This is a genomic window from Aeromonas sp. (assembly GCF_051657805.1).
Taxonomy (GTDB): domain Bacteria; phylum Pseudomonadota; class Gammaproteobacteria; order Enterobacterales; family Aeromonadaceae; genus Aeromonas.
This window is the reverse complement of sequence record NZ_JBOFLJ010000024.1, coordinates 227663-253252: the sequence shown is the minus strand read 5'-3', so window position 1 is coordinate 253252 and position 25590 is coordinate 227663. Positions and strand designations below refer to the sequence as shown.

Annotated in this window: 26 protein-coding genes, 1 other RNA gene and 2 pseudogenes; 17 read left to right on the top strand and 12 right to left on the bottom strand. The window is 56.0% G+C overall.

Going from position 1 to position 25590, the window contains the following annotated elements; all coding sequences use genetic code 11:
• Window positions 1–32: 32 nt before the first annotated feature.
• Genes ACRCYW_RS10245 through ACRCYW_RS10230 form a run of 4 tightly spaced genes read left to right on the top strand, consistent with a single transcriptional unit; the run spans window position 33 to window position 7309 of the window.
• Entirely contained in the window at window positions 33–974 is a 942-nt protein-coding gene (locus ACRCYW_RS10245) for a hypothetical protein (protein WP_438550006.1), read from the top strand.
• A gap of 3 nt (window positions 975–977) precedes the next feature.
• Window positions 978–1895, top strand: coding sequence for a DUF4123 domain-containing protein (locus ACRCYW_RS10240; RefSeq protein WP_438550005.1), 918 nt, complete (start codon window positions 978–980; stop codon window positions 1893–1895).
• 12 nt (window positions 1896–1907) lie between these two features.
• Window positions 1908–6788: an RHS repeat-associated core domain-containing protein gene (locus ACRCYW_RS10235; protein WP_438550004.1), complete on the top strand. Its 4881-nt coding sequence runs from the start codon at window positions 1908–1910 to the stop codon at window positions 6786–6788.
• Between the two features lie 14 nt (window positions 6789–6802).
• Window positions 6803–7309 (top strand): Imm26 family immunity protein, encoded by a 507-nt coding sequence (locus ACRCYW_RS10230; protein WP_438550003.1) that lies wholly within the window; start codon window positions 6803–6805, stop codon window positions 7307–7309.
• Window positions 7310–7489: 180 nt separating this feature from the next.
• Here the strand turns inward: ACRCYW_RS10230 and ACRCYW_RS10225 are convergent.
• Window positions 7490–8184 (bottom strand): IS1 family transposase gene (locus ACRCYW_RS10225; RefSeq protein ID WP_438550002.1). Its coding sequence is split into 2 segments (ribosomal slippage): window positions 7490–7938 and window positions 7938–8184, totalling 696 coding nucleotides; the frame shifts between segments, so codons are not numbered across the junction.
• A 126-nt stretch (window positions 8185–8310) separates the two neighbouring features.
• Between ACRCYW_RS10225 and ACRCYW_RS10220 the strand changes: the two genes are divergently transcribed.
• Entirely contained in the window at window positions 8311–9003 is a 693-nt protein-coding gene (locus ACRCYW_RS10220; protein ID WP_438550001.1) for a hypothetical protein, read from the top strand.
• Window positions 9004–9243: 240 nt separating this feature from the next.
• On the opposite strand, the pseudogene ACRCYW_RS10215 reads toward ACRCYW_RS10220, so the two are convergent.
• Window positions 9244–9448: pseudogene (locus ACRCYW_RS10215) on the bottom strand (IS5/IS1182 family transposase); the annotation flags it as partial.
• On the opposite strand from ACRCYW_RS10215, the gene ACRCYW_RS10210 reads away from it, so the two are divergent.
• The 6 genes and pseudogenes from ACRCYW_RS10210 to ACRCYW_RS10185 all read left to right on the top strand — a co-directional run bounded on the left by ACRCYW_RS10210 (window position 9413) and on the right by ACRCYW_RS10185 (window position 11744).
• On the top strand, window positions 9413–9526 hold the full coding sequence (locus tag ACRCYW_RS10210) for an RHS domain-containing protein (RefSeq protein ID WP_438550487.1): 114 nt from the start codon (window positions 9413–9415) through the stop codon (window positions 9524–9526). The pseudogene ACRCYW_RS10215 and the gene ACRCYW_RS10210 overlap by 36 nt on opposite strands.
• Window positions 9527–9556: 30 nt before the next feature.
• A pseudogene (locus ACRCYW_RS10205) lies at window positions 9557–9739 on the top strand (RHS repeat-associated core domain-containing protein); the annotation flags it as partial.
• 15 nt (window positions 9740–9754) lie between these two features.
• Entirely contained in the window at window positions 9755–10108 is a 354-nt protein-coding gene (locus ACRCYW_RS10200) for a hypothetical protein (RefSeq protein ID WP_438550000.1), read from the top strand.
• 14 nt (window positions 10109–10122) lie between these two features.
• The gene (locus tag ACRCYW_RS10195; protein WP_438549999.1) at window positions 10123–10707 is read left to right on the top strand and encodes a hypothetical protein; all 585 of its coding nucleotides are present in this window, start codon (window positions 10123–10125) and stop codon (window positions 10705–10707) included.
• Between the two features lie 48 nt (window positions 10708–10755).
• Window positions 10756–11250, top strand: a complete 495-nt coding sequence (locus ACRCYW_RS10190) for an Imm26 family immunity protein (protein ID WP_438549998.1) — start codon at window positions 10756–10758, stop codon at window positions 11248–11250.
• A 110-nt stretch (window positions 11251–11360) separates the two neighbouring features.
• Window positions 11361–11744 (top strand): hypothetical protein, encoded by a 384-nt coding sequence (locus ACRCYW_RS10185; protein ID WP_438549997.1) that lies wholly within the window; start codon window positions 11361–11363, stop codon window positions 11742–11744.
• Between the two features lie 630 nt (window positions 11745–12374).
• On the opposite strand, the gene ssrA is transcribed toward ACRCYW_RS10185, so the two are convergent.
• Window positions 12375–12734: a transfer-messenger RNA gene (ssrA, locus tag ACRCYW_RS10180) on the bottom strand.
• Between the two features lie 108 nt (window positions 12735–12842).
• On the bottom strand, window positions 12843–13331 hold the full coding sequence (gene smpB / locus ACRCYW_RS10175) for an SsrA-binding protein SmpB (RefSeq protein WP_025326288.1): 489 nt from the start codon (window positions 13329–13331) through the stop codon (window positions 12843–12845).
• A 249-nt stretch (window positions 13332–13580) separates the two neighbouring features.
• Here smpB and ACRCYW_RS10170 point away from each other — a divergent pair, with 249 nt between their 5' ends.
• Together ACRCYW_RS10170 and ACRCYW_RS10165 are read left to right on the top strand one after the other, a co-directional pair.
• On the top strand, window positions 13581–14015 hold the full coding sequence (locus ACRCYW_RS10170) for an SRPBCC family protein (protein WP_438549996.1): 435 nt from the start codon (window positions 13581–13583) through the stop codon (window positions 14013–14015).
• Window positions 14008–14367, top strand: coding sequence for an RnfH family protein (locus ACRCYW_RS10165; protein WP_438549995.1), 360 nt, complete (start codon window positions 14008–14010; stop codon window positions 14365–14367). The genes ACRCYW_RS10170 and ACRCYW_RS10165 overlap by 8 nt, the downstream gene beginning before the upstream one ends.
• 105 nt (window positions 14368–14472) lie before the next feature.
• On the opposite strand, the gene ACRCYW_RS10160 is transcribed toward ACRCYW_RS10165, so the two are convergent.
• From ACRCYW_RS10160 to yiaY, 3 genes are all read right to left on the bottom strand, one after another.
• The gene (locus ACRCYW_RS10160; protein ID WP_438549994.1) at window positions 14473–15108 is read right to left on the bottom strand and encodes an NAD(P)H-binding protein; all 636 of its coding nucleotides are present in this window, start codon (window positions 15106–15108) and stop codon (window positions 14473–14475) included.
• Window positions 15109–15256: 148 nt separating this feature from the next.
• Window positions 15257–15595, bottom strand: a complete 339-nt coding sequence (locus tag ACRCYW_RS10155; RefSeq protein WP_349918784.1) for an outer membrane protein assembly factor BamE — start codon at window positions 15593–15595, stop codon at window positions 15257–15259.
• Between the two features lie 136 nt (window positions 15596–15731).
• On the bottom strand, window positions 15732–16883 hold the full coding sequence (gene yiaY, locus ACRCYW_RS10150) for an L-threonine dehydrogenase (RefSeq protein ID WP_438549993.1): 1152 nt from the start codon (window positions 16881–16883) through the stop codon (window positions 15732–15734).
• Window positions 16884–17273: 390 nt separating this feature from the next.
• Here yiaY and udp point away from each other — a divergent pair, with 390 nt between their 5' ends.
• The gene (gene udp / locus ACRCYW_RS10145) at window positions 17274–18029 is read left to right on the top strand and encodes a uridine phosphorylase (protein WP_438549992.1); all 756 of its coding nucleotides are present in this window, start codon (window positions 17274–17276) and stop codon (window positions 18027–18029) included.
• Between the two features lie 139 nt (window positions 18030–18168).
• Here udp and ACRCYW_RS10140 read toward each other — a convergent pair whose 3' ends face one another.
• Complete coding sequence (locus tag ACRCYW_RS10140) at window positions 18169–18867, bottom strand: RluA family pseudouridine synthase (protein WP_438549991.1); 699 nt, start codon at window positions 18865–18867, stop codon at window positions 18169–18171.
• Window positions 18868–19064: 197 nt separating this feature from the next.
• Between ACRCYW_RS10140 and rihA the strand changes: the two genes are divergently transcribed.
• Together rihA and ACRCYW_RS10130 are read left to right on the top strand one after the other, a co-directional pair.
• Window positions 19065–20003, top strand: a complete 939-nt coding sequence (rihA, locus tag ACRCYW_RS10135) for a pyrimidine-specific ribonucleoside hydrolase RihA (RefSeq protein ID WP_438549990.1) — start codon at window positions 19065–19067, stop codon at window positions 20001–20003.
• A gap of 24 nt (window positions 20004–20027) precedes the next feature.
• Entirely contained in the window at window positions 20028–20498 is a 471-nt protein-coding gene (locus tag ACRCYW_RS10130; protein WP_438549989.1) for a hypothetical protein, read from the top strand.
• Window positions 20499–20686: 188 nt separating this feature from the next.
• Here the strand turns inward: ACRCYW_RS10130 and ACRCYW_RS10125 are convergent, their stop codons facing one another.
• Window positions 20687–20983, bottom strand: a complete 297-nt coding sequence (locus tag ACRCYW_RS10125) for a winged helix-turn-helix domain-containing protein (RefSeq protein WP_438549988.1) — start codon at window positions 20981–20983, stop codon at window positions 20687–20689.
• 38 nt (window positions 20984–21021) lie between these two features.
• Complete coding sequence (locus ACRCYW_RS10120) at window positions 21022–21552, bottom strand: DUF1523 family protein (RefSeq protein WP_438549987.1); 531 nt, start codon at window positions 21550–21552, stop codon at window positions 21022–21024.
• A gap of 411 nt (window positions 21553–21963) precedes the next feature.
• On the opposite strand from ACRCYW_RS10120, the gene ACRCYW_RS10115 reads away from it, so the two are divergent.
• Entirely contained in the window at window positions 21964–22596 is a 633-nt protein-coding gene (locus ACRCYW_RS10115) for a LysE family translocator (RefSeq protein WP_438549986.1), read from the top strand.
• Window positions 22597–22662: 66 nt separating this feature from the next.
• Here the strand turns inward: ACRCYW_RS10115 and ACRCYW_RS10110 are convergent, their stop codons facing one another.
• Window positions 22663–23763, bottom strand: coding sequence for a beta-N-acetylglucosaminidase domain-containing protein (locus ACRCYW_RS10110; protein WP_438549985.1), 1101 nt, complete (start codon window positions 23761–23763; stop codon window positions 22663–22665).
• A 48-nt stretch (window positions 23764–23811) separates the two neighbouring features.
• Window positions 23812–25539 (bottom strand): potassium/proton antiporter, encoded by a 1728-nt coding sequence (locus ACRCYW_RS10105; protein WP_438549984.1) that lies wholly within the window; start codon window positions 25537–25539, stop codon window positions 23812–23814.
• Between the last annotated feature and the right edge of the window lie 51 nt (window positions 25540–25590).

Here is a 25590-nt window from a genome sequence, read left to right as displayed (position 1 = left end):
CCATTAAAGCCACAACTAGATAGGCAATTCTGATGCTGTTTCCTATATTCGATATCGTTAGAAATGAAACATCGAAATTATATGTTGTTGTTGACATCACCAAATTTGAAGGTGGTATTGATTATTGGAAATCTTTATGTAATAGATGCCAAGAATATTGGCGCTTATTGCCTAATAAAAATCATGTTCAAGGTTACCCCGCCTCTGAACTTCTGCTGCTTTCCATCGAAGAAGGCGCGGCAACGGAAAGCCTGCTGTTATGGATCTTGTCACATGAATGCTACCCTGACGTGGGTGTCGTGCTACTGACAGCAACTGCTGAGATAAATGAAGTTCAGCGAGTGTGCATGGCTCGCCTCACCTGTATTTACCCGGATGAGCGTCACACATTTTTCCCCTTTCACGAACCCACCTTGCTAAGGACATGGCTCGCAATGGTTGACTTGCCAACGAAGCAACAGTTTGAGGCTCAATTTCTAGCGATATATGTACCCGAAGTGGTGGGCGCCGGCTATTCAAGGTCGCAATTTGAATGTCTCGGGGAGCGAGGGCTGTCCACTAACCAGCCTTCACAAAAATATGAAAACAGACTGAGCGCAGAGAATTATCGAGTATTGACCAATCAAGCTCGCTATCAATATCTAACCAAAACCCTGTTCATCAGGGCCAGCGAGTATTATCCCTTTGAGCTGAGTATTGAGTGGCTGGAGCTGCGCTTTATCAGCGGAATTACATTGGCAAAAGAGTTTTATCCCTCTGCATCGGAGGATGAGTGGGAATCCTGGTCAGCACATCGCTGGATTATAGGTTCTGATTATTATCGGCACCCTCAGTTTATCAAATTGGTTTCCCACTACTCGCTATCGATGGCCATTAAAAAATTCAAGATGGACGCTGTGCTGGTGAGTGATTCAAGAGCTCATTTTCATCGGCGTGAATGGATGTTTGGCCTGGCAGACGACAAAGGAGCGTAATGCGTGACCGATAACAAGATGATGGTATCTGGTAGGTATAACGATGATGAGTGGCAGAGCCTGCTTGATGGGCAAGGTCTGTTCATGTTTGCCGAGGCAGCCATCAATGATGCTGTGCCCAGCTTGGCTGAAAAATGGGGTGGCAGCCTCGAACAGACCAGGCTGTATTGGGGGGAGACGGGAAAGCTGCATAGCACTATCTCGCCTTATCTCATCCCGGTTCATCGTGGAAGTTGGCCAGAGCTCCAGCGCCTTGTCATCCATCAAGCTGGATGGGGGCTGATGCTGCAACTCGATTGGTTCATGTTGGCGTATACGCCGCTCCAGCAGTTGCAAGCATTGCTGGCTCATCTGCGGCAGTGGTCCTGGATAGAGACACCCGAAAATGAGACTGCCATATTGCGGCTCAGTGATTGGCAGGTGGTTAAGCCCCTTTTGATGGCAAGCTCTCCCGCCGAAGCCACTGCGCTGTTTGGCCCTAGCGCCAAGATCATCGATGTGTCACCCGAGGGCGGATGTGAACATCTCAATCTTGTTGAGCGGGTTGAACATGACCTTGCTGGACGCACACCCCAACAGTTGTCGCCCACTCAATGGTCTGCATTGAACTCGCAATCAGATCGTATTGCACACGATGAGTATGTTGCGCATATCCAAGCGCATCATCAGGTGGTTAAGGGGTGGCAGCCAGAACAGTTGTTCTATTTCGTCAAAGAAGGTGAGAAAGAAGCAACCTCCCATGGGTTCAAGAATCAACAAGATGTTATCCGTTTCTTGAGTCTCAAATTGGAAATGCCGGCGGGGTTTATGGCGTTTCCCTGGGCAAAAAAAATAATGGATGACCCAATCGAATTAGTTGGTCAACAAAACCGCATGGATAGGTTGTTTGAACAGGCACTTCATGAATTGGATAAGGAATAGGTTGAGGGACTCATGAGTAAAAATAAAACAGCAAGCCTGATGTCCAGTGATGAGGCTGCCAAGAACAACTTTTCGACCGATAACATCATTTCTGGCGGATGCGTAAAGTGTGGCTGTGAAGTCATCATTCATTATCATTATGACGATGGGAAACCAGTCCCTAATGCCCCTTTCGTGTTGACAGACAGCAATAAGAAAGAGATCAGTGGCAAGACGGATAAAAATGGACTCTGTAAGATAAAGGATATGGGGTGCGGCCCTTTTGAATTACTGCTGGAAGAAGGGAGTGACTCATTCAAACCTCAGGAAACGTTGCAAAATAACCCGGTCTTTCAATCCAATCCTGCCCATGCTGCATTAGCTGCCGAATATTTCACGTTGTTTCTTATTCTGCGCCAGCAAGGACTTATTGAATATGACGCCTCTGACAGTGACGCAGATGAAGTTGATGTCGATGACGTCGGTATGCTCGGTGGGATTTTCAATAGTGTTCCGGACAAGTACAACCAGGCCTACAAGCGCTTTTGGGAATTGGATAAAAAAATAAACAAAGGTAGCCGTGAGCTCAAAGTTGCCGTCAACAAGATACATCACAGCTTAGCTGCTGAGTTAGGTGATAAGGCCAGCAGCAATGAAGCGGTACTCTTGGTGTGTGAAGTACTGCTGGGGTTTGTTCCTGTGGTTGGTCAGGTCATCGACCTGTATGCGATTGGTGAGTGGGGTTACGTCTCCTACAAGGAGCCAGCAAAGCTGGATGATAATCTGCACTTGGCGGGAGGGGCGCTGTGCTTGATAGGAGTTATCCCCGGCTTTGGTGATGCCATCAAGGTCAGTGGTAAGGCCATTATCAAGGCATTGAAACTGGGCGATAGGAAGGCGATCCAGTTTGCCATCAAGACTATTCGCAGCCTGTCTAATGGCAACCTGATTAAAGGGTTGACGGAGCTACGTTCCCAGATATCGACATATGGGCAAAAAGCCAAAGCCATTTTGCTGCAGGTGATTGCGGCCCTGAAGAAAATGCTGATAGACCCGGCGAGCAACCGCTGGTTGATTGCCATGATGAAGGAGCAAATTACCGGGATTATCCACGCGCTGGAGAAACTCTCGGCAAAATACGACTCAGCACTTGCCTATATAGCAGCAAAATTTGATGAATTTATTGGCAAGGTGGTCACCCGTGTCACTGGTTCACCTCGGGCGAAAGGGCGAGCTGAACTGCCTGAAGGCGTCAATGCCGGCCGCAACAAGGGTGATGGTGATCTCGATAAACCTCCCACCGAAACAACCCAAGCTGGGCAGGCAGATGGTACTAACTGTGCCTCAACAAAAACGTGCCAAGGGAAAGGTGAGCCGGTCGACATGGCCACCGGTTTCGTGTTCGAACGCCGGGAGGATTGGCGCTTAGCCAGCTTGTTGCCAGTTGGATTTACTCGTTACTACCGCTCTGGCGGGCCGCGTCGGCCCGGCATCCTGGGTTCGCTCTGGCGTACGGAATGGGACATGTCACTGGAGCTGCAAGGAGGCATGGTTGTCTTCACCGATGGTGAATTTAACCAAGCCTTCTTTACCCTACCTGATGAGGGGGAGTGGGCGCAAAGCCTCTCTAACCCTGAGTGGCGGCTGACCCGTACTGAAGGTCTGCTGCAACTGCATCATTTGGATGGTCGTCGTTATGGGTTCGAGCATGCCCGTGGTCCTCACCTCTACCTGACGTCCATGAGCGATGCCTATGACAACACCATGCGTTGGGTATGGGAACGGGGTCGGTTGGTACGCGTGCTGCTAGCCGATGGCCGCTATATTCGGGTCAGTCATCAGGGGCGCTATGTCAGGGCGCTCACCTTGGTAATGTCGGAATTTGACCCTCCGCGCCAGCTCTCCCGTTATGAGTATGATGCCAATGGTGAGCTGCTTGAGGTGCGGGCCGGAGCCGGGCGCAGTTTTGACTATCAGTATTCACCGCAAGGGTGGCTCACCCGCTGGAGTGATCTGGCCCAGACCTGGGTTGAGCATGAGTACGATGTGCAGGGGCGCTGTCTGGTCAACCGCTGCGCCGACAACTATTGGGATGGCTACTTCCGTTATGACGATACCAACCTTACCAGTTACTACCACAGTGGTTTTGGTGGTGTTACCACCTATGTGAGGGATGAGCGTAACAATATCCTACTGCGCCGTGAGCCAGATGGCGGCGAGACCCGCTTTGAGTGGATGAACAATCAGTTAGCTGCGCTGGTCAATCCGCTGGGCCAGCGTACCGAGTTTGAGCGTAACGAATGGGGTCAAGTCACCCAGATTATCTTGCCCGATGGCACGACACACCATTATGGCTACGATGAGGCGGGTAGGCTGCAGGCCTATATCGATCCCCTCGGTCAACCTTGGCAATACAGCTATAACCATCTGGGGCAGCTTGAGACGGTGACGAATCCTATGGGGCAAACTTGGAGTCATGAATATACCCCCCAAGGGTTGCTTTCGGCCATGACCGATCCGAGTGGGCTGCGTAGTCAATGGCAATATACCCCACGTGGCTTGCTGGTTCGCTACGAGCCGGCAGTAGGTGCGCCCTGGCGCTTTGAGTACGACCCGCAGGATCGTTTGGTTGCCCGTTATCAGCAGAGTGACCAACACACCTTGGTTCGTCGCTGGGAGTATCGCCATCACGAGCAGCAGCCAAGCAAGGTTATCTATGAAGATGGCACCGAAAGCCGCTTCGATTATGATATCGAAGGCAATCTGGTGCGACTGACTGATGCCCTTGGTCAGCAACATCAACTTGCCTATAGCGCCTTTGACAACCTCCAGAGCGTGACCGACCCGCTGGGGGCGACTACCCGTTATTACTACAATGCCGAGAGTGAGTTTGCCGGTGTTACCAACAGCCTAGGGCGTAGTTGGCGGTATGAGTTTGACCACTGTGGCCGGGTGGCCAGAGAGGTACACTACGACGGTCGTCGCTATGACTACCGTTATGATATGGTCGGCCAGCTTGTCTTGCGTCGTGCGCCGGATAACGCCGAGCTGCACTATCACTACGATGCGTTGGGGCGGTTAAGCAGAGTTGAAGCTTTGCGTGAGCATGGCGAGCGTGAGGGGGAGACTCATTTTGCCTATGACGCTGCCGGTCGTTTGCTGCGAGCCAGCAATGCAGATGCCCTGGTGGAATACGAGTGGGATGTGCTGGGGCGGGTGGTGTGCGAGCGCGTCAATGGCGAGAGTATCGAGAGTCGTTACGGCGAGGCTGGCCAGCGTGAGACCATCACCGGCTTGCTGGCGCCACTGGGGCTGGCTTGGCAGCAAGGGCGACTGACCCAGCTCACCGTGGGCAGCCGCCAGCCCCTGCAGTTTGCCCATGACCGGCAAGGGCGTGAGCAGGTGCGCCAGAGTGAGGCCGGTTTTACCCTCAATCAGGGGTGGAGCGCGACTGGGCTCTTGCTCTCTCAATCCCTGGTGCCGGCGAGCGGCGCTGTACCCGACACCCTGTCGCGTCACTATCAGTATGATGCCCTCGACCGCCTGGTTGGGGTCAACGACAGCCACTGGGGCGAACAGGGCTGGAAGCTCAATGGCAACGGTCAGGTGGTGGCTGAGCGCAGCAAGCGCGGTCACGAGCGTCAGGCCCGACTGTTTGGCTATGACAGTGAACTGAATCTCTGCGAGCTCTCCCATATTCTGCCAAGCGATGGGCAACCGCTGTCCAGCCAGCAGGCACAGGCCGAGCCGCTGCGTCAGTATGATGAAGCAGGCAGAGTTAGCCAGATTGGGCAACGTCAGTACCGCTATGACAAATGCGGGCGTTTGTGTGAAAAGGTGGTATCACGGCCCGGATTCCGCTCCCAAACCACCGAGTTCCGGTGGGATGCCCACGACCGCCTGCAGCGAGTTACTTTGCCGGATGGCAGCCGCTGGCGTTATCGCTACGACCCCTTTGGCCGCCGTATTGGCAAGGAGCGGGAAGGTCAGGTGTCAGCGTTGGCCGCCATTACCCGGGTTCATTATCGCTGGGATGGTGACCAGATGGTACAGCAACAAAGCTACCGGGCCGATGGCAACGCCGCCCGTCAAGTGCAGTGGGTCTATGAGCCGGGCAGCTTCAGACCGCTGGCACAGTGGGAAGTCGAAGCAGAGGGCGAGCGTCTGCACTATATCGTGACCGATGTGGCGGGCACCGCCCGCGAGCTGTGCAGTGAAGCTGGTGACATCCTCTGGCGTGGTGAGCAGCGGCTGTGGGGCAACTATCGCGCCGATGTTATCCCACAACAGCTCAGACGCTTCCTCGGGGATGCAGCCAACGAAGAGACCTACTGCGAATTACGTTATCAGGGTCAGATCTATGACCAGGAGACGGGGCTTTACTACAACCGGCACCGTTACTTTGACCCTGAGTTGGGGCAGTATATCTCGTCGGACCCGATAGGATTTGCAGGAGGGCTGAGGCCACAAGGGTATGTGCATAACCCGCTGGAGTGGGTGGATCCGTTAGGGCTCGTTGCCCTTGATGATAAAGGGTGGAGTTTGTATCACATCATGAAAGGTGATGATGTTGTGTATGTCGGGATAACAAAGGATGTTCGGACGAGAACAACACAGCATACAAATTCAGGAAGACTGGGGCGTGGTTATGAGCTTGTAGAGGTTGAGAGCGACCTTACTCATGCTCAAGTCAGAGGGTATGAACAAGCGGATATTGAACATTACAAAACGTTAGATACTTCTCAGCGTGGAGTCTACACAGAAGATGGTAAATTTAATGCTGGAGCAGGCAACCGTGCCCGCTCTTACGACCCCAGCAGATTGAATGATCCTAATGATAAGAGGGCCAAAGCGTTTGATGAAAATTATAGAAATAGAATGTCATCACATTCATCTTCGAAGAAAAAATGCTAACTTCGTGGGGGCGTATGAAAAAAATTGATGTAGGTACTTGTTTTTACATTCCGCTTGAAAACGGTGAGTTTGGTTTCGGGTATATTGTTTATGATGAGCAGTTTCTCATTGTGAATATATTTGATTTTAAATCGAACAGTTGCAAGGATGTTATCTCTGCTTTTAGTAGACCACTTTTGATTGAGGGGTGGCTAATCGATGTGGTTGTTTTTGCTAAGATAAAAAATGCAATGTACCCAAAGTGGGAGTTACTACGTAAAGTTATATATGACAACCCTAGGTTCCCTGTAAATCCTATAGTAGTATATGGACTACCAAGCAGGCTCAAATGCCTAAATTATGTAACTGGCGACACGTTTGATGCTACGGATGATGATGTGAAAACTTACCCTAAATTTATTACGAGACATTGTGATTATTACTCTGCTTTCGTAAGGTTAAAGTATTCTGGGGTTCAGTTTGATAGTCTGCAGTTCGATGAAAATCTTGATTGCTATATACCAGTGCTCAATGGCTTGTAATTTTTGCCATTAGCAGAGGTTGCATTAATGTTACGTGATTGGATGTGTTGGTAGCCAAGCGTCAGTGAAGTGTTGGCGTTTTTACTTGCAGTAAAATAGGTAATATATCTGAAGTCGCAGCTTCAAAGGAAGGAAATGAGTTTTTGATGATTTTGTTGAAATTCCTGGTAATGCCTCCAATCAGTTTAAATGGTATTTCTCGATAAAGGCACCGATCACCTTCTCGTGCAAATCGACAGAGCGCGAAAAGCAGATGGTCTTGCGAGCCAGCCGTTTGATCCGGGTTCGAAGTGTCAGGTTATTACGCTCAATCCGCTGCGTGAATATCTTCCCGGTCAGATGCTTCTCAGCCGGGACTTCCCTGGCGTAGCTGCCCCAGTCATCGCTGGTGATGAACCTTATCTGAAACGGTGAGAGCAAGGCTAACAACTGACGGCATGTGGCATCAGTCCGGGGGCCAAAGGTGTAGGCCACAACTCGCTTTCGCTTGGTGTCAAAGGCATACCAGAGCCAGTTTCGCAGTGCTTTGTTACCGACGAAGGACCACTGCTTATCGAGTTCGCAGATAAGGGCTACATCGTCCAGCGCGGCTTGGTTAGAGGTTACTTGCCTTGGGTTGAGTTTTTTAAGGTGCGCAGGACGGTGTTGATGCCAATCTTAAGCACTCGAGCGGTGTCACGGATGCCGGCGCCATTGAAGGTCATGTCGACAATCTTGTCTTTCACCCCGGGTTTGCGGGCCTCGTAGGTATAGGTGAGCTGGAAGACATGAGGGCAAGCAGGGCAGCGGTAACGGGCATGACCCGCTGGGGTCTTGCCATGGCGGTAGACGCGGTCGGATTGGCAGCGAGGGTAATGGACGTTGATGGTGGCCATGAGAAATGCTGAGCCTCAAAAGCCACCATCATACACACTCAACTGATTGGAGGCATTACCGAAAAAATATACCGGAAGTGATGGACTTTCTGACTTCAACAACCCTTATTTTAATTAAGTGATAGCATGGATATCTCATCGTTTAAAAAATATATAAAATTGGCACCAGAAAATGTATCCGAGTGGCAGCGGTGGGAAGAATCATTGCCTACCTTCGATTCTATATTGCCAGTTTTGGATTGTGTATATAACTCTGAGTGGCAGCGTGATGATTGGAAAGCAATAATGGCGTTCATTCGAAAAGGTTATTTGGAGCGAAATGAAACGTCTGAGTTGGTTAGTGGTGTTAAGCATGTCAACATATTTAACTCTAAAGTTATTAATGTGAAAATAGATGTCGCAATTTCATTAAACTTCTCCATTGTTCGTTCATTGGAATCGATAAATTTATACTCGAACTCAGTAGAGTCATTAAGTGTGTCTCATGCAAGCAAACTCGCTGAGATTACTGGGAACATCCAGGGTTTAAGTTATTTATCTTTAAATAAATGTCAAAAACTAGATATTGGCTCGATCATTCCAACTCTTGATAGAGTAAGAATTCTAGATCTCAGTGGGAACCCACAGTTGTCTAGTATTGACGAATTACGTGGAAATAAAAATATTTTTGCGTTGTATCTGATTGAGACGAATGTAATTAAGAATAAAGAGACAGTGGATGTCTTGGCTTCGATGCCAAGCTTGAAAAAACTTTGGATTAAAGCAAACAAAAATGAGTTGGAAGTTTTGAGAGAAGCTTTACCAGAGATTGTAAATTAAGTATGGAAAAATCAGGGAATATATGGCCCTAGGCTCGGCTAGCGAAGCGTAATTGGGCGTTCGTGAATGATAAATGACAATAAAACTCGGGACAGTTACCGCGTTATTCATTACCAGCCGCGCTAGATATCCTGCCTTGCCACTATCGTTACGATGTCCTCAGCCGCCTAGTTGGAGCGAACAAGGCATTGTTTCCAAAATAAACTATCAAGCCACAACTGCTGTAGCCCCAAGTGACCGTTACCCTTGGGGCTTTCTGACTGGCAGACCAAGGGCATCCAGTTTGTTTATCGCTCTTACATATGCCATTACTTTTCCCACTTGGCCGTTTGTAGTTATGCAGACTGATTTTCTCCGCCATCAACTCTTCAAACTCGCACATCGCCGTTGCCGCCAGCGAGCGACCGTTATCCCTTCTTCCGCATCGGGAACTGCCAGAGAGCTTTGCAGTGAAGAGGGAGATATTGTCTGGCGGGGTGAACAGCTCTTTTGGGGCAACCATCGCACCGATACGATACCGTAACAGCTCAGGCGTTTCTTAGGGGATACTGCGAATGAAGAAACCTACTGCGAGTTACGCTATCAGGGTCAGCTTCATGATCAGGAAACAGGTCTCTACTACAACCGCCACCGTTACTTTGACCCTGAATTGGGGCAGTATATCTCGTCAGACCCGATAGGATTTGCTGGGGGGCTTAGACCACAAGGGTATGTACATAACCCGTTGGAATGGGTGGACCCGCTGGGGTGGGTGGGTGATCCAGCTAATGCGACCCATATCACGTATCAAGGTATAAAAGATGGAAAACCCTATGTCGGTTATGCAAGTAAGCCGGGATTCGGCCATAGCGCTCAAGATGTTTTAGATTATAGATATGGTAATAACTACGACGCATTTGATATCGAACCTAAGCCGTTCTACCGAGGGGAGGGGATAGAGGGGAAATCTACCGCAAGAGGCTTAGAACAGCGGCGATTTGAAGAGCTAGGTGGATTAGAAGGAACATCAAACAAACAAAATCCTGTAGGCCCAAACAACCCTAGAAGGGATGAGTATTTACGTAAGGCTGATGAGCATAACAACAAACCACCTAAAGGGTGTTAAGAGGGTCGACTAATATGGTCGTTAGGAAAAAAGATTTACAAGTTGATACTGTCTTCTCTATTGAAGTGCCGGAGCATGGATACATTTTGGCTCAATTGAGAGAAGATTGTTGCATGGATGTTTTCGACAACCTGAGAAAAAATAACTCATGGGAAGGTGAGGATCTCAGCACTACCCCCATTTTATTCACCATTGTGGTCGCGGCACATAGGCTATTAAAACTATTCTCAATGCAAGTGACGAGTATAGTTAAAGTCAACGATAGACCACAACCTTCAATGAGTTTGGCATTCAGTTCAGAGGTAAGACCGTCTACAGGCCTACCTGGCCTAAGACTTGAAAAACATGGTAAAATATATGATCCAAATAATGTGGATATTATAGTGCCTTTATTAGATGCTGAAAAGCATCGCGATATACTATACTCATTTGAGTATCACGGGGTGGTGGGAAAGCCAGATGTTTTATTAGAGCGCATTAGCAATTTTTATAAAACTGGAATTAACTGGGACAAGCAAAAAACAATATTATACCCTGAGCTGCCACCACCTCCTAAAGGATACATCAAGGTTACGAGTGATAATCTTGTTGGAGTATGATTCCAGCTGGTTTTTAGTTGATGTGATTGACCCTAAGAAGGGGGGGGCATGAAAGCTGGCGATGTATACTCAATTCCATTGTTTTTAACAGATGTTAGTGGGCTGACAAGTTTTTCTCGCTATGATTTTACTAAGGAAGGAATGACTTTCTGTTTTGCTAGGGTAATTGAACATAGAGGGGGAAATGGTCTTATCATCGAAGTGTTTAATATTCAAGGAAGCATAAACATACCACTTTCGGAAATCATTAGTTCTTCTCGCCTTTTCAATCCAGTAACTGTCGCTGGTGAAGCTATTAAGAAGAAGAGATGGAGGCTAGTTGGTTCGACTGATTACGATAAAGAAAGAGACTCTAAGTATAGTGAAATTACTTTTCTTATCGGTCCTCGAGAAAATCGCTCGATTTGGAAAGGAGGGCATGAGTTATCTATAGAGAATTCAACTCACTCTGGTATTGAAGAATTTATTGTTTGGCCAGCCGTACAAATTGAACGAAGGATAGTTCACGATCTTGAAAAGCTAAACGATATTAAAAAAGTATAAACTTGAGCTTTAGGTTTATATCATTATACCGGCATTGCGCCGGTTTTTTAACGAAAAAATAAATTGCAGGCATTCTTGAGTAATGTAATCAAATGATCTCGGAGATAGCCATGGATGCAATTGGTTTTTATGAAGATGACGAAGGTATTTGCTGTGATATTACATTGGAATCATTTGTAGATGTTCCTGTCCAGGTTGTAAATCTCGAGACCTATGAAATTGATGGTAAATTCATCACGGATGTTGAGTATCTTCGTAATAACCAGCGCGAGATGAATTCGAAAGTTAATGAAGCAATATCCGAGTATATTAAAAGAAAATACCATTCTGATACTGTTGATTTCAAATTAGTCAAAGTGTATGCCTTTCATGATGAAAAAAGTATATATGGGCTTGTCTTCACTTGGGATGGTGATTCAGAACACGGAGTTGGTGTTAAAGTCGATAATACCGATGTAATTAAAGTCGGTCCTGCAGAGGTATCATTCACATAAGCTATATATAACTTAGCCTAGAGGGTGCTTGCATAATAAAGCACCCTTTTTGATACGTCCATTTTTGAAAGAGTTTACTATCTTGACTAATACGTCAGATACCAGAGTAAACATTTAGATCGAGATTAACCAGTGTAACCAATGTGTAACCATTCAATTTTATGTCAGTGGTTACAGCGGAATCTCTTGATACATGAGGCTTTGGTTATTTTTCTGTAGCCATGTAACCACTGTAACCACCATTTTTTCTTCTTTCTTTCACGCGCGCACGTGGAGCGATTATGACCTGAGTATGATGTGGTCTTTATGGTCCCTGTTGGCTAACGCTATTTGTATTCTCGGCTATCATCCTCATCGGTCAATACACGTTCGGTCAGCACATAGACCCTTGATGCTTTACCCATACCCGGCAATCGATAAAGGTGCTGTAGCCGATTCTTGTCTTTGCTCACGGCACATCCCCCCAGCAGTAACACCAAAACCAGTGTTACAAAACCAATGTGACCGTAGATGTTACTCTTATGACTGGATTTAGGCGACTCGCTCGGACTACTGCGGACAACAAAAAACCCGCGAGACGTTGAATCTTGCGGGTTTTTGTACTTCTTCGTTCCCGGCCGGAACATTATTTGGTGGAGCTGGGGGGATTTGAACCCCCGTCCAAAATTACTACATCCTCGGCACTACATGCTTAGTCACTCTTTACATTCGCCAACCCGCTGCGGAGAGACACGCCACGCATTGACTAGCTCGATTGGTTTTAATGCTTCCGCCCCGAGCAGGACTTCCACACGATCCTGTGAAGGATGACCTTCCATTTCCCTAGGACACAGGCAAGCTAGGGGAGAAGGGCTCAGCGCAGGTTATTAAGCTGCGAGTGCGTAGTTTTCGTCGTTTGCGACTATTTTTTTGCGGTTTATTAACGAGGCCTACCGCACCTCGGCATGCACCTTGGGTTTCGTGAATCTTGTCGAATCCAGAATCAGCCCCAAGTTGTCTAGAGCGATTGTACGCAAAAAACCTGTCATGGCAAGGCGTTGATGGCAATCGACCGGCCCGGGCCGGTCGATTGCTGGTTTATTGGGCGACCCGATGGGATCAGCCGCGGTTCTTGTTCTTCATGATGCGGGCTTTTTCCCGATCCCATTCGCGGGCCTTGGTGTCTTCCCGCTTGTCGTGTTCCTTCTTGCCCTTCACCAGGCCGATCTCGACCTTGACCCAGCACTCCTTCCAGTAGAGGGCCAGCGGCACGATTGTGTAGCCCTGGCGGGCGGTCAGGCTCTCGAGCTTGTCGAGTTCGCGGCGACTCAGCAGCAGCTTGCGGGTGCGGGTCGGGTCGCACACCACGTGGCTGGAGGCGGCGTTGAGGGGCAGGAAGCTGGAGCCGAACAGGAAGGCCTCTCCCTGCAGGAAGATGACATAGGCTTCGCTGATGTTGGCCTTGCCCGCCCGCAGGGATTTGACTTCCCACCCTTGCAGGGACAGGCCGGCTTCCACGCGCTCTTCGATGAAGTACTCGTGACGGGCGGTTCTGTTGAGTGCAATGGTGCTGGACCCGGCTTTGTTTTTACTGTTCTTTTTGCTCATGACGGGGGCCTTAGGCGATGTTGATGAAGGCGCATTATACGTGGGCGGCGGCGGCTGTAAAACGCGCAGCCGCTCGACTGTCTGCTTTATAGGCAGTTATGGGGTTATTTTGACTGGAGGGGTGACAGGCGACCGGTTGAGGGAGGCTGTCAGGCGCCCGATGGCGCGAATGGCGGCGATGTGCGCAGTTGTGGGGAGGATTTTGGCCAGCAAGGTGATAAAATCCCGGCGATTGGATGAGGAAACCCCATGCCCCGTATTACTCGCAGTGCCCTGGTGATGTTCAGCGCGGAACAGATGTTCCGGCTGGTCAACGACGTTCACGCTTACCCCGAATTCCTGCCGGGCTGTGTCGGCAGCCGCGTTCACGAGGCGGGTGAAGACTACATGACCGCCTCGGTGGATGTGGCCAAGGCGGGCATCGCCAAGACCTTCACCACCCGCAATCGGCTCGATGCCAACCGCGCCATCAAGATGGAGCTGGTGGAGGGGCCCTTCAAGACACTGGCGGGCTGGTGGACCTTCACGCCGCTGGATGTGGACGCCTGCAAGGTGGAGTTCGATCTCGATTTCGAATTCACCTCCAAGCTCATCGAGCTCGCCTTCGGTCAGATCTTCCGCGAGCTGGTGAGCTCCATGGTGCTGGCCTTCTCCAATCGCGCCAAGGTGGTGTACGGTGTCTGATCTGCTCAATATCGAAGTCGCCTACGCCCTGCCGGAGCGTCAGACGGTACTGCGCATCCGGGTCGTCCCCGGCACCAGCGTGCTGGCCGCCATCGAGCAGTCAGGCATCGTCGGCAAGCACCCGGAGATCGATCTCGCGGTCAACAAGTTCGGCATCTACAGCCGCCCGGTCAAGGGCAGCGAGCCGGTGCAGGACGGGGACCGCATCGAGATCTACCGCCCCCTGATCGCCGATCCGAAGGAGATGCGCAAGAAGCGGGCCGAGAAGGCCAAAGAGGAGGGACGTGCCGATGTGGTCACCGGCGGGCGCCCCGACGTGCACCGCAAGCGGGACGATGGCGACCCGGCCTGACGGGCCAGGCCACATCCGCATCGAAAAGAGGCGCCATGGCGCCTCTTTTTGTTTCTTGCTGCATCTATACCCTGCGGTCTCGATATCGCCTGTCAAGCGAAGTCGTCACAGGGCTAGCAGTCTCTCATTCTCCACGATGTCGATGCCTTCTTCCTGATCGGCGAGCACCGTCAGGGCGTGGGCCACCTGGCGCGCCTCGATGGCGCGCCAGCGGGTGAAGCGCCCGCGCAGCAGGGGCTTGACCAGGGGATAGACAGCCTGGATGAGCAGCTCCGAGGTGCGCGGTGGCTGGCGATCCCCGAGCAGCATGGCGGGGCGCACTATGGCGAGCCGTTGCCACTCCAGGGCCAGCAGGGCCTGCTCCATCTCCCCCTTGGTGCGGGGGTAGAGGGCGGGGGAGTGGGGGTTGGCGCCCAGGCTCGAGACGATCAGCAGGCGGCGGCAGCCGTGGCGACGGGCGAGGGCGGCGAAGGCCAGCACATAGTCGTGATCGACCCGGCGAAAGGCGGCATCCGAGCCTGCATCCTTGCGGGTGGTGCCGAGGCAACAGAAGGCGATGTCGACGGGGGCGGGTAGAGTGGTCTCATCCAACTGCTCGAAGTCCACCGGCAACCAGTGGCGGTTCGGGGCCGGTTCCCCCGGCGTGCGGCAGAGCAGGGTCAGCGCGTGGTCGGCGCCGAGCTGGCGGACGAGCTCGCGGCCGATGAGGCCGGTGGCGCCGGCGATGAGGATCTGGCTCATGGGATCTCCCGGTGTGGCACTCAGGCCCTGTGTGGATGGAGGCCCTTCAACCTTGGGCCAAGCCGGCGCGCGCTTCAACCCGGACACCCTAGTTCGGGATGCCGGCCCCCAGAAACACAAAACCGGCCGGGGCCGGTTTTGTGTGCAATCAGAGCGGGGTGGTGAAGGCCGCCGGGAGCGGGAAGTCACCGGTGGCGGTGGAGAGCCGGTCACCCACGAAGTTCAGGGTCAGCTCCTTGCGTTCCTTGTCGCCGCGGCCGGGCGTGAACTCATAGAGGTAATACCAGGTATTGGGGTCGAAACCGTCCCGCAGCATGGGGGAACCCAGCACGTACACGACCTGCTCGCGCGTCATGCCCTGACGCAGTTTGTCGACCTGCTTTTGTTCTACGTAGTTGCCCTGGGGAATATCGATGCGATAGACCAGGCTGCAACCGGACAGGGTGAGGGCGGTCAAGGCCGCGGCAATCAGGTGTTTCATCCGCATATCGGGTTCAGATCATCCATACAGTCTTTTTTAGCTCGGCAAATCATACCCACTCCCTGTGCGGAAGTAAAAAGCCATTGATCCACCTGCCAATAAAAAGGGCCGCGAGGCGGCCCTTGGCAAAGCGGGGCAAGGCCTACATGGCGGCCCGGAAGATATCGACTATCTCGGCGTGAGTCGCCTGCTTGGGGTTGGTGAAGCCACAGGCATCCTTGAGGGCATTGGTGGCCAGCACGTCGAAGTCGTCGGCCTTGACCCCGAGCTGCTCCAGACCGGCGGGGATATTCACATCCCGGGCCAGCGTCTTGATGGCGGCAATGGCGGCGGCGGCCCCCTGCTCGTCGCTCATGGCGCTCACGTCCACCCCCATGTGGCGGGCCACCTCCTTGAGACGGGCGGCGCTCACCTGGGCGTTGTAGGCCTGCACGTGGGGCAGGAGCACCGCATTGCAGACGCCGTGGGGCAGGTCGTAGAAGCCGCCGAGCTGGTGCGCCATGGCGTGCACATAGCCGAGGCTCGCGTTGTTGAAGGCCATGCCGGCCAGGAACTGGGCATAGGCCATCTGCTCGCGGGCCTGCAGATCATCCCCCTGGTGGACCGCGGTGCGCAGGTGTCTGGCGACGAGCTGGATGGCCATGATGGCGCTGGCATCGGTCACCGGGGTGGCGGCGATGGAGACATAGGCCTCGATGGCGTGGGTCAGGGCATCCATGCCGGTGGCGGCGGTGAGGCCAGCGGGCTTGGCCAGCATCAGCTCGGGGTCGTTGACCGACATCAGGGGGGTGACGTGTTTGTCGACGATGGCCATCTTCACGTGACGGGCCTCGTCGGTGATGATGCAGAAACGGGTCATCTCGGAGGCGGTGCCGGCGGTGGTGTTGATGGCGATGAGAGGCAGTTGGGGTTTGGCGGAGCGATCCACCCCCTCGTAGTCCTGAATGCTGCCACCGTTGGCCGCCACCAGGGCGATGCCCTTGGCGCAGTCGTGGGGGGAGCCGCCGCCCAGCGAGATGACGCAGTCGCACTGGTTGGCGCTGAGCATGGCCAGCCCCTGCTCGACGTTGGTCATGGTGGGGTTGGGCTTGGTGTCGTCGAACACGACGCTCTCTATGCCCTGTTCGGCCAGCAGGGCGGCGACCCTGGCCACCACGCCGATCTGGTTGAGGATGCGGTCGGTGACGATCAGCGCCTTGCGATAGCCATAGCCCTTGATGTCGGCGGTAGCCTCCTGCAGGCAGCCGGCCCCCATCAGATTGACCGCGGGGATGTAGAACTTGAATGTTGCCATGATGGCCTCCGTCATTTAGCCATTTAGTGGTAATTGGCGGCCAAGATAACAGCCTCTCTGGCCCGAAACAGGGTTCAATGGTATCTGGTTTACAACTTTGTGGACTCGATCGCGATCTGGCAATCCACCGGGAAGGGGCCCTTGACAAGGGGCGGGAAGGCGGTGATAACAGAAAAACGTTTTCCAATTAATTCATCACGTTAGCAAACGTTTTGCATGAAATTGGCGGTTGTCAATGCGTGAAACTGTGAGTTGCCTCAAGGATTTGGAAAGCGCTTTCGACCATAGTTGCGCCTTCCCGAACGAGGGGAAAACAGGCTTGAAAATTACATAAAGAACCATCTTATCTGCACGCTGCCATCCGTGGCGGGGCGCAACCAGGAGTCCACTATGTCTGATGTTTTTCACTTGGGTTTGAAGAAAGCTGATCTGCAAGGCGCCACCCTGGCGATCGTTCCCGGCGACCCCGAGCGCGTGAAGCGTATCGCAGAACTGTTGGACAACCCGGTACATTTGGCCAGTCATCGTGAATTCACCACCTGGCGCGGCGAGATGGGCGGCACCGCCGTCATCATCTGCTCCACCGGTATCGGCGGCCCCTCCACCTCCATCGCGGTGGAAGAGCTGGCCCAGCTGGGTATCCGCACCTTCCTGCGCATCGGCACCACGGGCGCCATCCAGCCGCACCTGAACGTGGGCGACGTCATCGTCACCACAGGTTCAGTGCGCCTCGACGGTGCCAGCCTGCACTTCGCGCCGATGGAGTACCCGGCCGTCGCCGACTTCGAGTGCACCACCGCACTGGTCGAAACCGCCAAGGAGCTGGGCTCCAAGCTGCACGTGGGCGTTACCGCCTCCTCCGACACCTTCTACCCGGGTCAGGAGCGCTACGATACCTACTCCGGCCGCGTGGTGAGCCGCTTCCAGGGCTCCATGAAGGAGTGGCAATCCATGGGCGTGCTGAACTTCGAGATGGAGTCTGCCACCCTGTTGACCATGTGTGCCAGCCAGGGCCTGCGCGCCGGTATGGTGGCGGGTATCATCGTCAACCGCACCCAGCAAGAGATCCCGAGTGCCGCGACCATGGCCAAAACCGAATCCGATGCGATCAAGATCGTGCTGGGCGCCGCCCGCAAGCTGATCTGACGCTCTCTTAACAGAGAGTACCGAGTGGGGGTGGGGGCCGCTGCGAAAGCACGGCCCCTATCTTTATCTGCCGTTCAGCCCTTTCCCCATCCAGCTCACTGCCTCACCCCCGGTTTCATTCCCCGGCTCTTCTGCCAGATCAAAACGGCGTGGCACAGGTCACCGCCATCTGCTCGCCGCTCACCGGATGCACGAATGTCAGGGCACTGGCGTGCAACATCAGCCTGGGTGTCCGCTCCGTACCCGGCTGGGTCAAGCCGCCGTAGAGATCGCATCCCAGAATGGGGTGACCCAGCCACTGGCAGTGGATGCGCAGCTGGTGGGTGCGGCCCGTCTCCGGGCTGAGCCGCACCCGTGTCACGGGCAGGGGCTCACCGGCCTCGTTCAGGCGTTCGGTGCGCGTCAGCACCCGATAGCGGGAGCGGGCGGGCTTGCCCCGGGCGACGCAGATCGCCATCAGGGGGAACAGGGCCGGATCCTTGGCGATGGGGGCGTCGATCACCCCCTCATCCTCGGCGAGGTGGCCCCAGAGCTGCGCCTCGTAGGTCTTGGTCACGGCGCGCTGGCTGAACTGCTGGCAGAGCAGGGCGTTGATGGCCTTGTTCCTGGCGACCACCATGATCCCCGAGGTACCGAAGTCGAGGCGGTGGATCAGGGTGCAGCCGGGGTACACCTGCACCAGCCTGTGGTGCACGGAGTCGAGATTGAGCGGGTTCTTGCCGGAGAGGCTCAACAGGCCGCTCGGCTTGTTGATGAGCAGCAGGTGCTCGTCCTCGTGCAGGATCTCAATGGTGGCGGCGCAGGGAGGCGCGATAAAGGTATCTATGATGGTGGACATGGTGCACTGGGACTGAAAAGGGAGGAGGATCATACCCGAACGGAGGGGGTGCGGCGAATTTGGGTTGAGACGGCGCCCGCCTCGCGGCTAACTGCTTGATAACGTGGGGAAGGGGCCGTTTTGTGACCCCCTCCAGAGTTAATCCTGCCGCGGCTTGCTAAGGTATGTCTCCCTGTCTTGTTGTAAGGAGTCTCCCCATGGCGTTGCCCGTTATTCTCGATTGCGATCCCGGCCACGATGATGCCATCGCCCTCATCCTGGCGCTGGCGAGCCCGGAGCTGCAGGTGCTGGCGGTCACCACCAGTGCGGGCAACCAGACCCCGGACAAGACCCTCAACAACGCCTTGCGCATCCTCACCCTGCTCGGGCGCCACGACATCCCGGTGGCGGCGGGAGCGCCCAAGCCCCTGGCCCGGGAACTCATCATCGCCGACAACGTACACGGCGAGTCAGGCCTCGACGGCCCCAGGCTGCCGGAGCCCGGCTTCGCCCCCCAGGCCATGACGGCCCTGGAGCTGATGGCCAGGACACTGCGGGAGAGCCCGGAGCCGGTGACTCTGGTGCCGACTGGCCCGCTCACCAACATCGCCCTGCTGCTGGCCGCCCACCCGGAGCTCCATCCCAAGATTGCCCGCATCGTGCTGATGGGGGGCGCGGCCGGGCCGGGCAACTGGACGCCGGCGGCGGAGTTCAACATTTATGTGGATCCCGAAGCGGCCGATATGGTGTTCAGCTCCGGCCTGCCCATCACCATGTGCGGGCTGGATGTGACCCACGAGGCCCAGGTGATGGACGAGGACATCGAACGGGTGCGGGCCATCCCGAACCCTGTGGCCCAGTGCGTGGCCGGGCTGCTCGATTTCTTCATGATCTATCACAGAGACCCCAAGTGGGGTTTCCTCGGTGCGCCCTTGCACGATCCCTGCACCATCGCCTGGCTGCTGGCGCCGGAGCTCTTCCACGGGATAGACTGCTGGGTCGGCGTGGAAACCCGGGGCACCCATACTGTGGGGATGACGGTGGTGGATCGCCATGGCTTGACGGGCAAGCCGGCCAACGCCCGGGTCCTGCTGGGACTGGAGAGGCAGGGCTTCATCGATCTGCTGGTACGGCGCCTGCAGGCATTCAACGGATAACTGGGATCAGAGAAGGGGCGGGGGATGCGAAGAGAGACGCTGGCAGCGCTGGTGTGTGTGCAACTGACGGCGTGCGCCACGCCATTCGAGTCGATGTGGCAGGGGCTGGCGACCTGCGATCTGGACGGTCTCTATCTCGACAGCGAGACGGGGGAGGCCTCCCATCCCCTGCTCAAGACCTTCACCCCCTACAAGAACGCGGACGGCTTCGCCTGGTACAAGACCCATCAGGAGTTGCACGGCCTGCCCATCACGGGCTTCCTCATCCCGAGCTCCACCTTTGAGGTGCACGCTCTCTTCGTCGACACCCCCATCGCCAATGCCAGGCGGCTGACCCACAACGCCTATGGCAGCGAATTCACCGACGAGGAGAAGCACAACAAGGGGGAGGCGCCCCTGCTGCTGCGCGACCCGAATAACCCCAAGCGCTCCATCATCGACTGCACCCAGGGGGAGTCCGAGGAGCCGCTGCCGGAGGAGCCCTTCCCGGAATAGCCGCCTATCTCGGGCCAAGCGCCGGATATTGCAATGAGAGAGGGGAGCCATGGCTCCCCTCTTGTCGTTATCGCTTGGTCAAACCCTCAGGGATAACCGAGGGTCTCCTTGATGGCGGGCAGCTGAGCCGCAATCCAGTCCGGGTTGCATCTGTCCCCAGTCGCTGAGTGCGTAGCCCTCATCCAATTTCAGGGATAATCTAGGGTGTCCTTGATGGCGGGTAGCTGAGCCGCAATCCACGCGGGGTTGATGGGACCCCAGTCGCTGATGCGATAGTGCCCCTGCAGGTGGCGTGCCCCCTCGGTCTGCTCGAAGAGGCAGAGGATGTCGAGCTCCGCCAGCGCCGTCAGGGTATCCTGGGCGGTGCGCCTCGGCATGCCGGTGGTGGCCATGATGGCGGGCACAGTGTCCGTCCCCTGGCTGATCAGATAGGCCACATAGAGGCGCCGGTAGAAGCTGGTGCGGGTCTTGCTGGGTTCTGTCATGGTCGATTCCGTTATCCGCGCTATGAGACAGGCCGGGTTTACAGCTCATCCTCGAGCCGGTCGAAGTAGCGCCAGGTCGCGATGGCGGCCTTGCCCATCACCAGGGCCCAGATGCCGAACCAGAACCAGCGGAAGAAGCTCCAGGTGGAGGCGTCGGGCGCCGTGGTCTCGATCTTGGTGACGTTCGGGAACAGGGAGAACATGTTCACGCGCCAGCCGTAGGAGGTGATGATGGCCAGGCGCTTCTCGAACTCCATGGACTTGGCCTTGGCCTGGACGTCGGCGGCGTTGAACTTGAAGTAGAAGGGCCAGCCCCAGAGGGTATCCTCGTTGCGGAACACCCGGATCTTCTCGCCGGGACGCTCGGTGTAGATGTAATAGACATCCACGGTGGGGCCGTCGGCCGGGTTCTTCTGGCTGATGGGGCCGTCCTTGTCGGTACGCTTCACCTCGACCCCTGTGATGGTGGCGATGGTGTGCTCCGGCAGGTAGTAGTCGAGCCAGAGTGCGGAGAGCAGGGCGATGAGGCCCAGGACGATAAAGGCGGGTTTCTTGAACTTCAGGCTCATGGTGTTCTCTGTGAGGGGCAGTGACGTGCCTCTACCATACCCATATTTGCGAATAGAGCCCAGCCCCTAATGGCGCCTAATGTTCAAAAAGCCGTTTAAAACGGGGCTGGGTATAGCACCGCACTGGCTGAGCTGACTCGCAGATGGGCGAGAGCGTACGTTCCGGGGTGACCCGTCATGGGATCCTTGCCTGCCCTGCTGATGACGCCAGCAGCTGGCCGTCATAGCATCGGCTGCGTCAGCTTCTGCGCGCCCGCTGGCAAGTGTGTCAGAGGACGATCGCCGTTTGTTTGTACAAGCAGAGCCCAGGCTGGGCTCCGATGGCTGAAATCGGCCGACAGCACAGGTTTTTTCTTGTGTGAAAAGAGGGGGATGGGCAAGATTGATGGCTTGTTACCATGGAGGTGTAGTGTGTCCCACTGGATTGATCCCGCTATTCTGGCGCTGTTTATTCCCACGTTCTTCTTCGTATCCGTGACTCCCGGCATGTGCATGACCCTGGCCATGACCCTCGGCATGAGTCTGGGGGTGCGCCGCACCCTGCACATGATGTGGGGGGAGCTCATCGGGGTCGGTCTGGTTTCCGTACTCTCCGTGGTGGGGGTCGCCGCCGTCATGCTGCACTATCCGGCCATCTTCGCGGCCTTCAAGTACGTGGGGGGCGCCTATCTGTTCTGGCTCGGCATCCAGATGTGGCAGGCCAAGGGCAAGATGGCCATTCCGGCTGACTTGTCGAAGGAGCAGGAGACGAGCCGGTTGGGACTGGCGGTGCAGGGGTTCGTCACCGCCATCGCCAACCCCAAGGGCTGGGCCTTCATGATCTCCCTGCTGCCCCCCTTCATCAACGCGGCCAAGCCGATGGCGCCGCAGATCAGCGCCCTGGTGGCCCTGATCCTGGTCATCGAGTTCTCCTGCCTGCTGCTCTATGCGAGCGGCGGTCGCACCCTGCGCCACTTCCTCGCCAAGAGCGGCAACGTCACCCTGATGAACCGCATCGCCGGCTCCCTCATGCTGTTTGTCGGCGTCTGGCTGGCCTTCGGCTGATAGCCTCGCCATGCAAAAAGGCCACCTGCAAGAGGTGGCCTTTTTCGTGAACGGCTGGCAACTTGGCTAGTCGGTCAGGCAGTCCGGATCGAACACGTATTCCCCCGCCAGCCAGCGCAGTATCTCGTCGACACAGCTCTGATCCTGGAACGGCAGGTAGCGGGCCTTGAGATGGGCCTGCTGCTCAGGGGTGAGCTGGGCCAGGCCTATGTCCTGGAAGAGCGGCAGATCGGCCTGGATCATGGCGGAGATCTGCGGGCCGCAGGTGGCGTTGAGGGAGGCGTGCAGCGCCTTGTCCGGATCGTACTGCTTGCCGAGTCGGTAGCTCATGGGCAGGGTGGCGAGCGGTAGCGCGGAGAGGGCCGCCTGCTTCATGGGGTTGACCGCGTGGCCCGCCACCAGGTCGCCGAGTTCGGTGCGATTCTCGAAGGCGCGCAGGTGCAGGAAGCTGCTGGCCTTGCTGCCGTCGTTGACCGGGTAGTTGTCCCACAGGAACGGCTTGCGGTGCAGCCAGTCGGCGGCCTGCTTGAGGTGCGCCGCCGGGTATTCGCTGGAGCAGACCCTGGGGCCGGTCCAGAAGATGTCGAAGCGCTTGTCCAGCCCCTGCCCCAGATCCTGCAGATAGTGGGGGGGCATGGCGCCAAATACCTTCTCCAGCACGGGATCCGTGGAGTAGTAGCTGGGGCAGAACAGCAACCGGCTGGTACGGGTGTGGGCGGCTATGTCGTGGGCTATGGTGAGCTGCCAGTGGGCGAGATCCGGGGTATCCCCCTTCATGTCGTCGAACAGCACCGCCAGTATGTCCGGTTGGAGCTCTTGCTCGATGACCCTCAGCTTCTCCAGCAGGGCGGGGCGCTGGCGATCGTAGTCATGATGGGCCCCCATGGGGCTCAGGCCCACCCCGAAGGCGAGGCCGTTGTCCCGGCACTGCTGGGCGAGCCGGCGCAGGGCGGCTAGCTGATCCGCAGGCCAGGGCTTGGCCCAGTGCTTGCGCAGATAGCCGTCCTCTTTCGGGGCATAGATGTAGAAGCCGTAGCCGTGGCGGGGCAGCCACTGGGCGTAGCGGGCGCGGGCCTCCCAGCTCCAGCCCTTGCCGAAGAAGCCCTCGATTAGGCCGAGTTTGGGGGAGGGAGGGGTGAGACCAGACAACAGTGTTTGGTAAGGCATGGGCAACTCCCTGCTCGCTGAGCACATTGTTATGGGCAGACTCGCGTCTTAAACCGGATCTTCTTCCAGGAAGCGTACCCCTATCTTGCGAGGCTCACCCTCTTCCATCTCGGCCACCGTCCAGAGCAATCCCTGCCAGGCAAAGTGGTCACCGACCACCAGATTATCGCCCAACTGGCCAGCGATAAAGTCGCCTAGGGTCAGATCCGCCACCTCGCTCACATCCAGCCCGTAGAGCGGGGCGAGATCCACCAGCTTGGCGGCCGCCTCCAGCAGGAAGTCACCGAAGAAGCGCGGGCCCAGATCCTGCTCCGGCGCCTGGCTGAACAGCTGGCCGAGGGCGGGGAGATCGCGCTCGTGGCCGATGACGCAGAGGATGTCGTCGGACTGCAGCCGGGTACTGCCCGAGGGGTGCAGCAGCTCCTGGCCCCGGAACAGGGCGCAGATGCGGGTGCCCTCCGGCATGCGCAGCTCGCGCAGGGGAGAGCCGATGCACCACTTCTCGGCGCTCAGACGATAGACGAAGGTCTCCCACTGGCTGTCGAGATCGATCTCGAGGCCGGAGCGGTTGATGGGCGAGGGGGGCGCCGGTACCTCGACTCGCGCCAGGCGGGAGGCCAGCGGCAAGGAGCTGCCCTGCAGGATGAGGGAGACCAGCACCACGAAGAAGGCGACGTTGAAGTAGAGCTGGGCGTTCGGCAGCCCCGCCATCATGGGGAAGACCGCCAGAATGATGGGTACGGCGCCGCGCAGCCCCACCCAGGAGATGAACCAGCGCTCCCGGGGGGCGAAGTTCTTGAACGGCAGCAGGCCGATCCAGACCGAGACGGGGCGGGCGAACAGTATCATCCAGCCGGCCAGCACCAGGGCCGGCAGGGCGATGGGCAGCAGGTTGCTCGGGGTGGCGAGCAGCCCCAATACCAGGAACATGCCGATCTGGCTGAGCCAGGTCAGGCCGTCCAGCACCGACAGCGTGGTGCTGCGGCTGCGCAGGGAGAGGTTGCCGAGCAGCAGGCCGGTGAGGTAGATGGCGAGAATACCGCTGCCACCGAGGGCCGTGGTGAGGGCGAAGATGAGCAGACCGCCGCTCACGGTGAGCAGGGGATAGAGACCTGGGGCCAGGCGGGCTGTGTTGATGAGGCGCCACAGCAGCCAGCCGCCGGCGAGGCCGATGCCGGCGCCGAGGCCAAACTGCTTGCCGAGCTGCAGCAGCAGGAAGGTCCAGTCCAGGCTCTGCTGCTGGGTGGCCAGCACTTCGATCAGGGTGACGGTGAGAAACACCGCCATGGGATCGTTGCTGCCGGACTCTATCTCCAGGGTGGCGCTCACCCGCTCGTTCAGGCTGCGTCCGCCGAGCAGGGAGAAGACGGCCGCCGCATCGGTGGAGCCGACGATGGCGCCGATGAGCATGCCCTGCATCAGATTGAGATCGAACAGCCAGGCGGCGGCGAGGCCGGTCAGGCCCGTGGTGATGGCCACCCCGACGGTGGCGAGCGACAGGGCGGGCCAGAGGGCGACCCGGAACGAGGAAACCCGGGTGCGCATGCCGCCGTCCAGCAGGATGATGGCGAGAGCCAGGTTGCCCACCAGGTAGGCGACCGAGTAGTCGGCGAAGTGGATGCCGCCGGGGCCATCCTCACCGGCCAGCATGCCGACGGCGAGGAAGATGACCAGGATGGGGATGCCGATACGGGAAGAGAGCGCGCTTAACAGGACACTGCATCCCACCAACAAGGCTGCGACAAAGAAGAAACTGTTGATGGTGGTGGCATCCAATGGCGAACTCCTTATGGCGGGCTGCAAAACAGGCACATTATATGCAGTTTG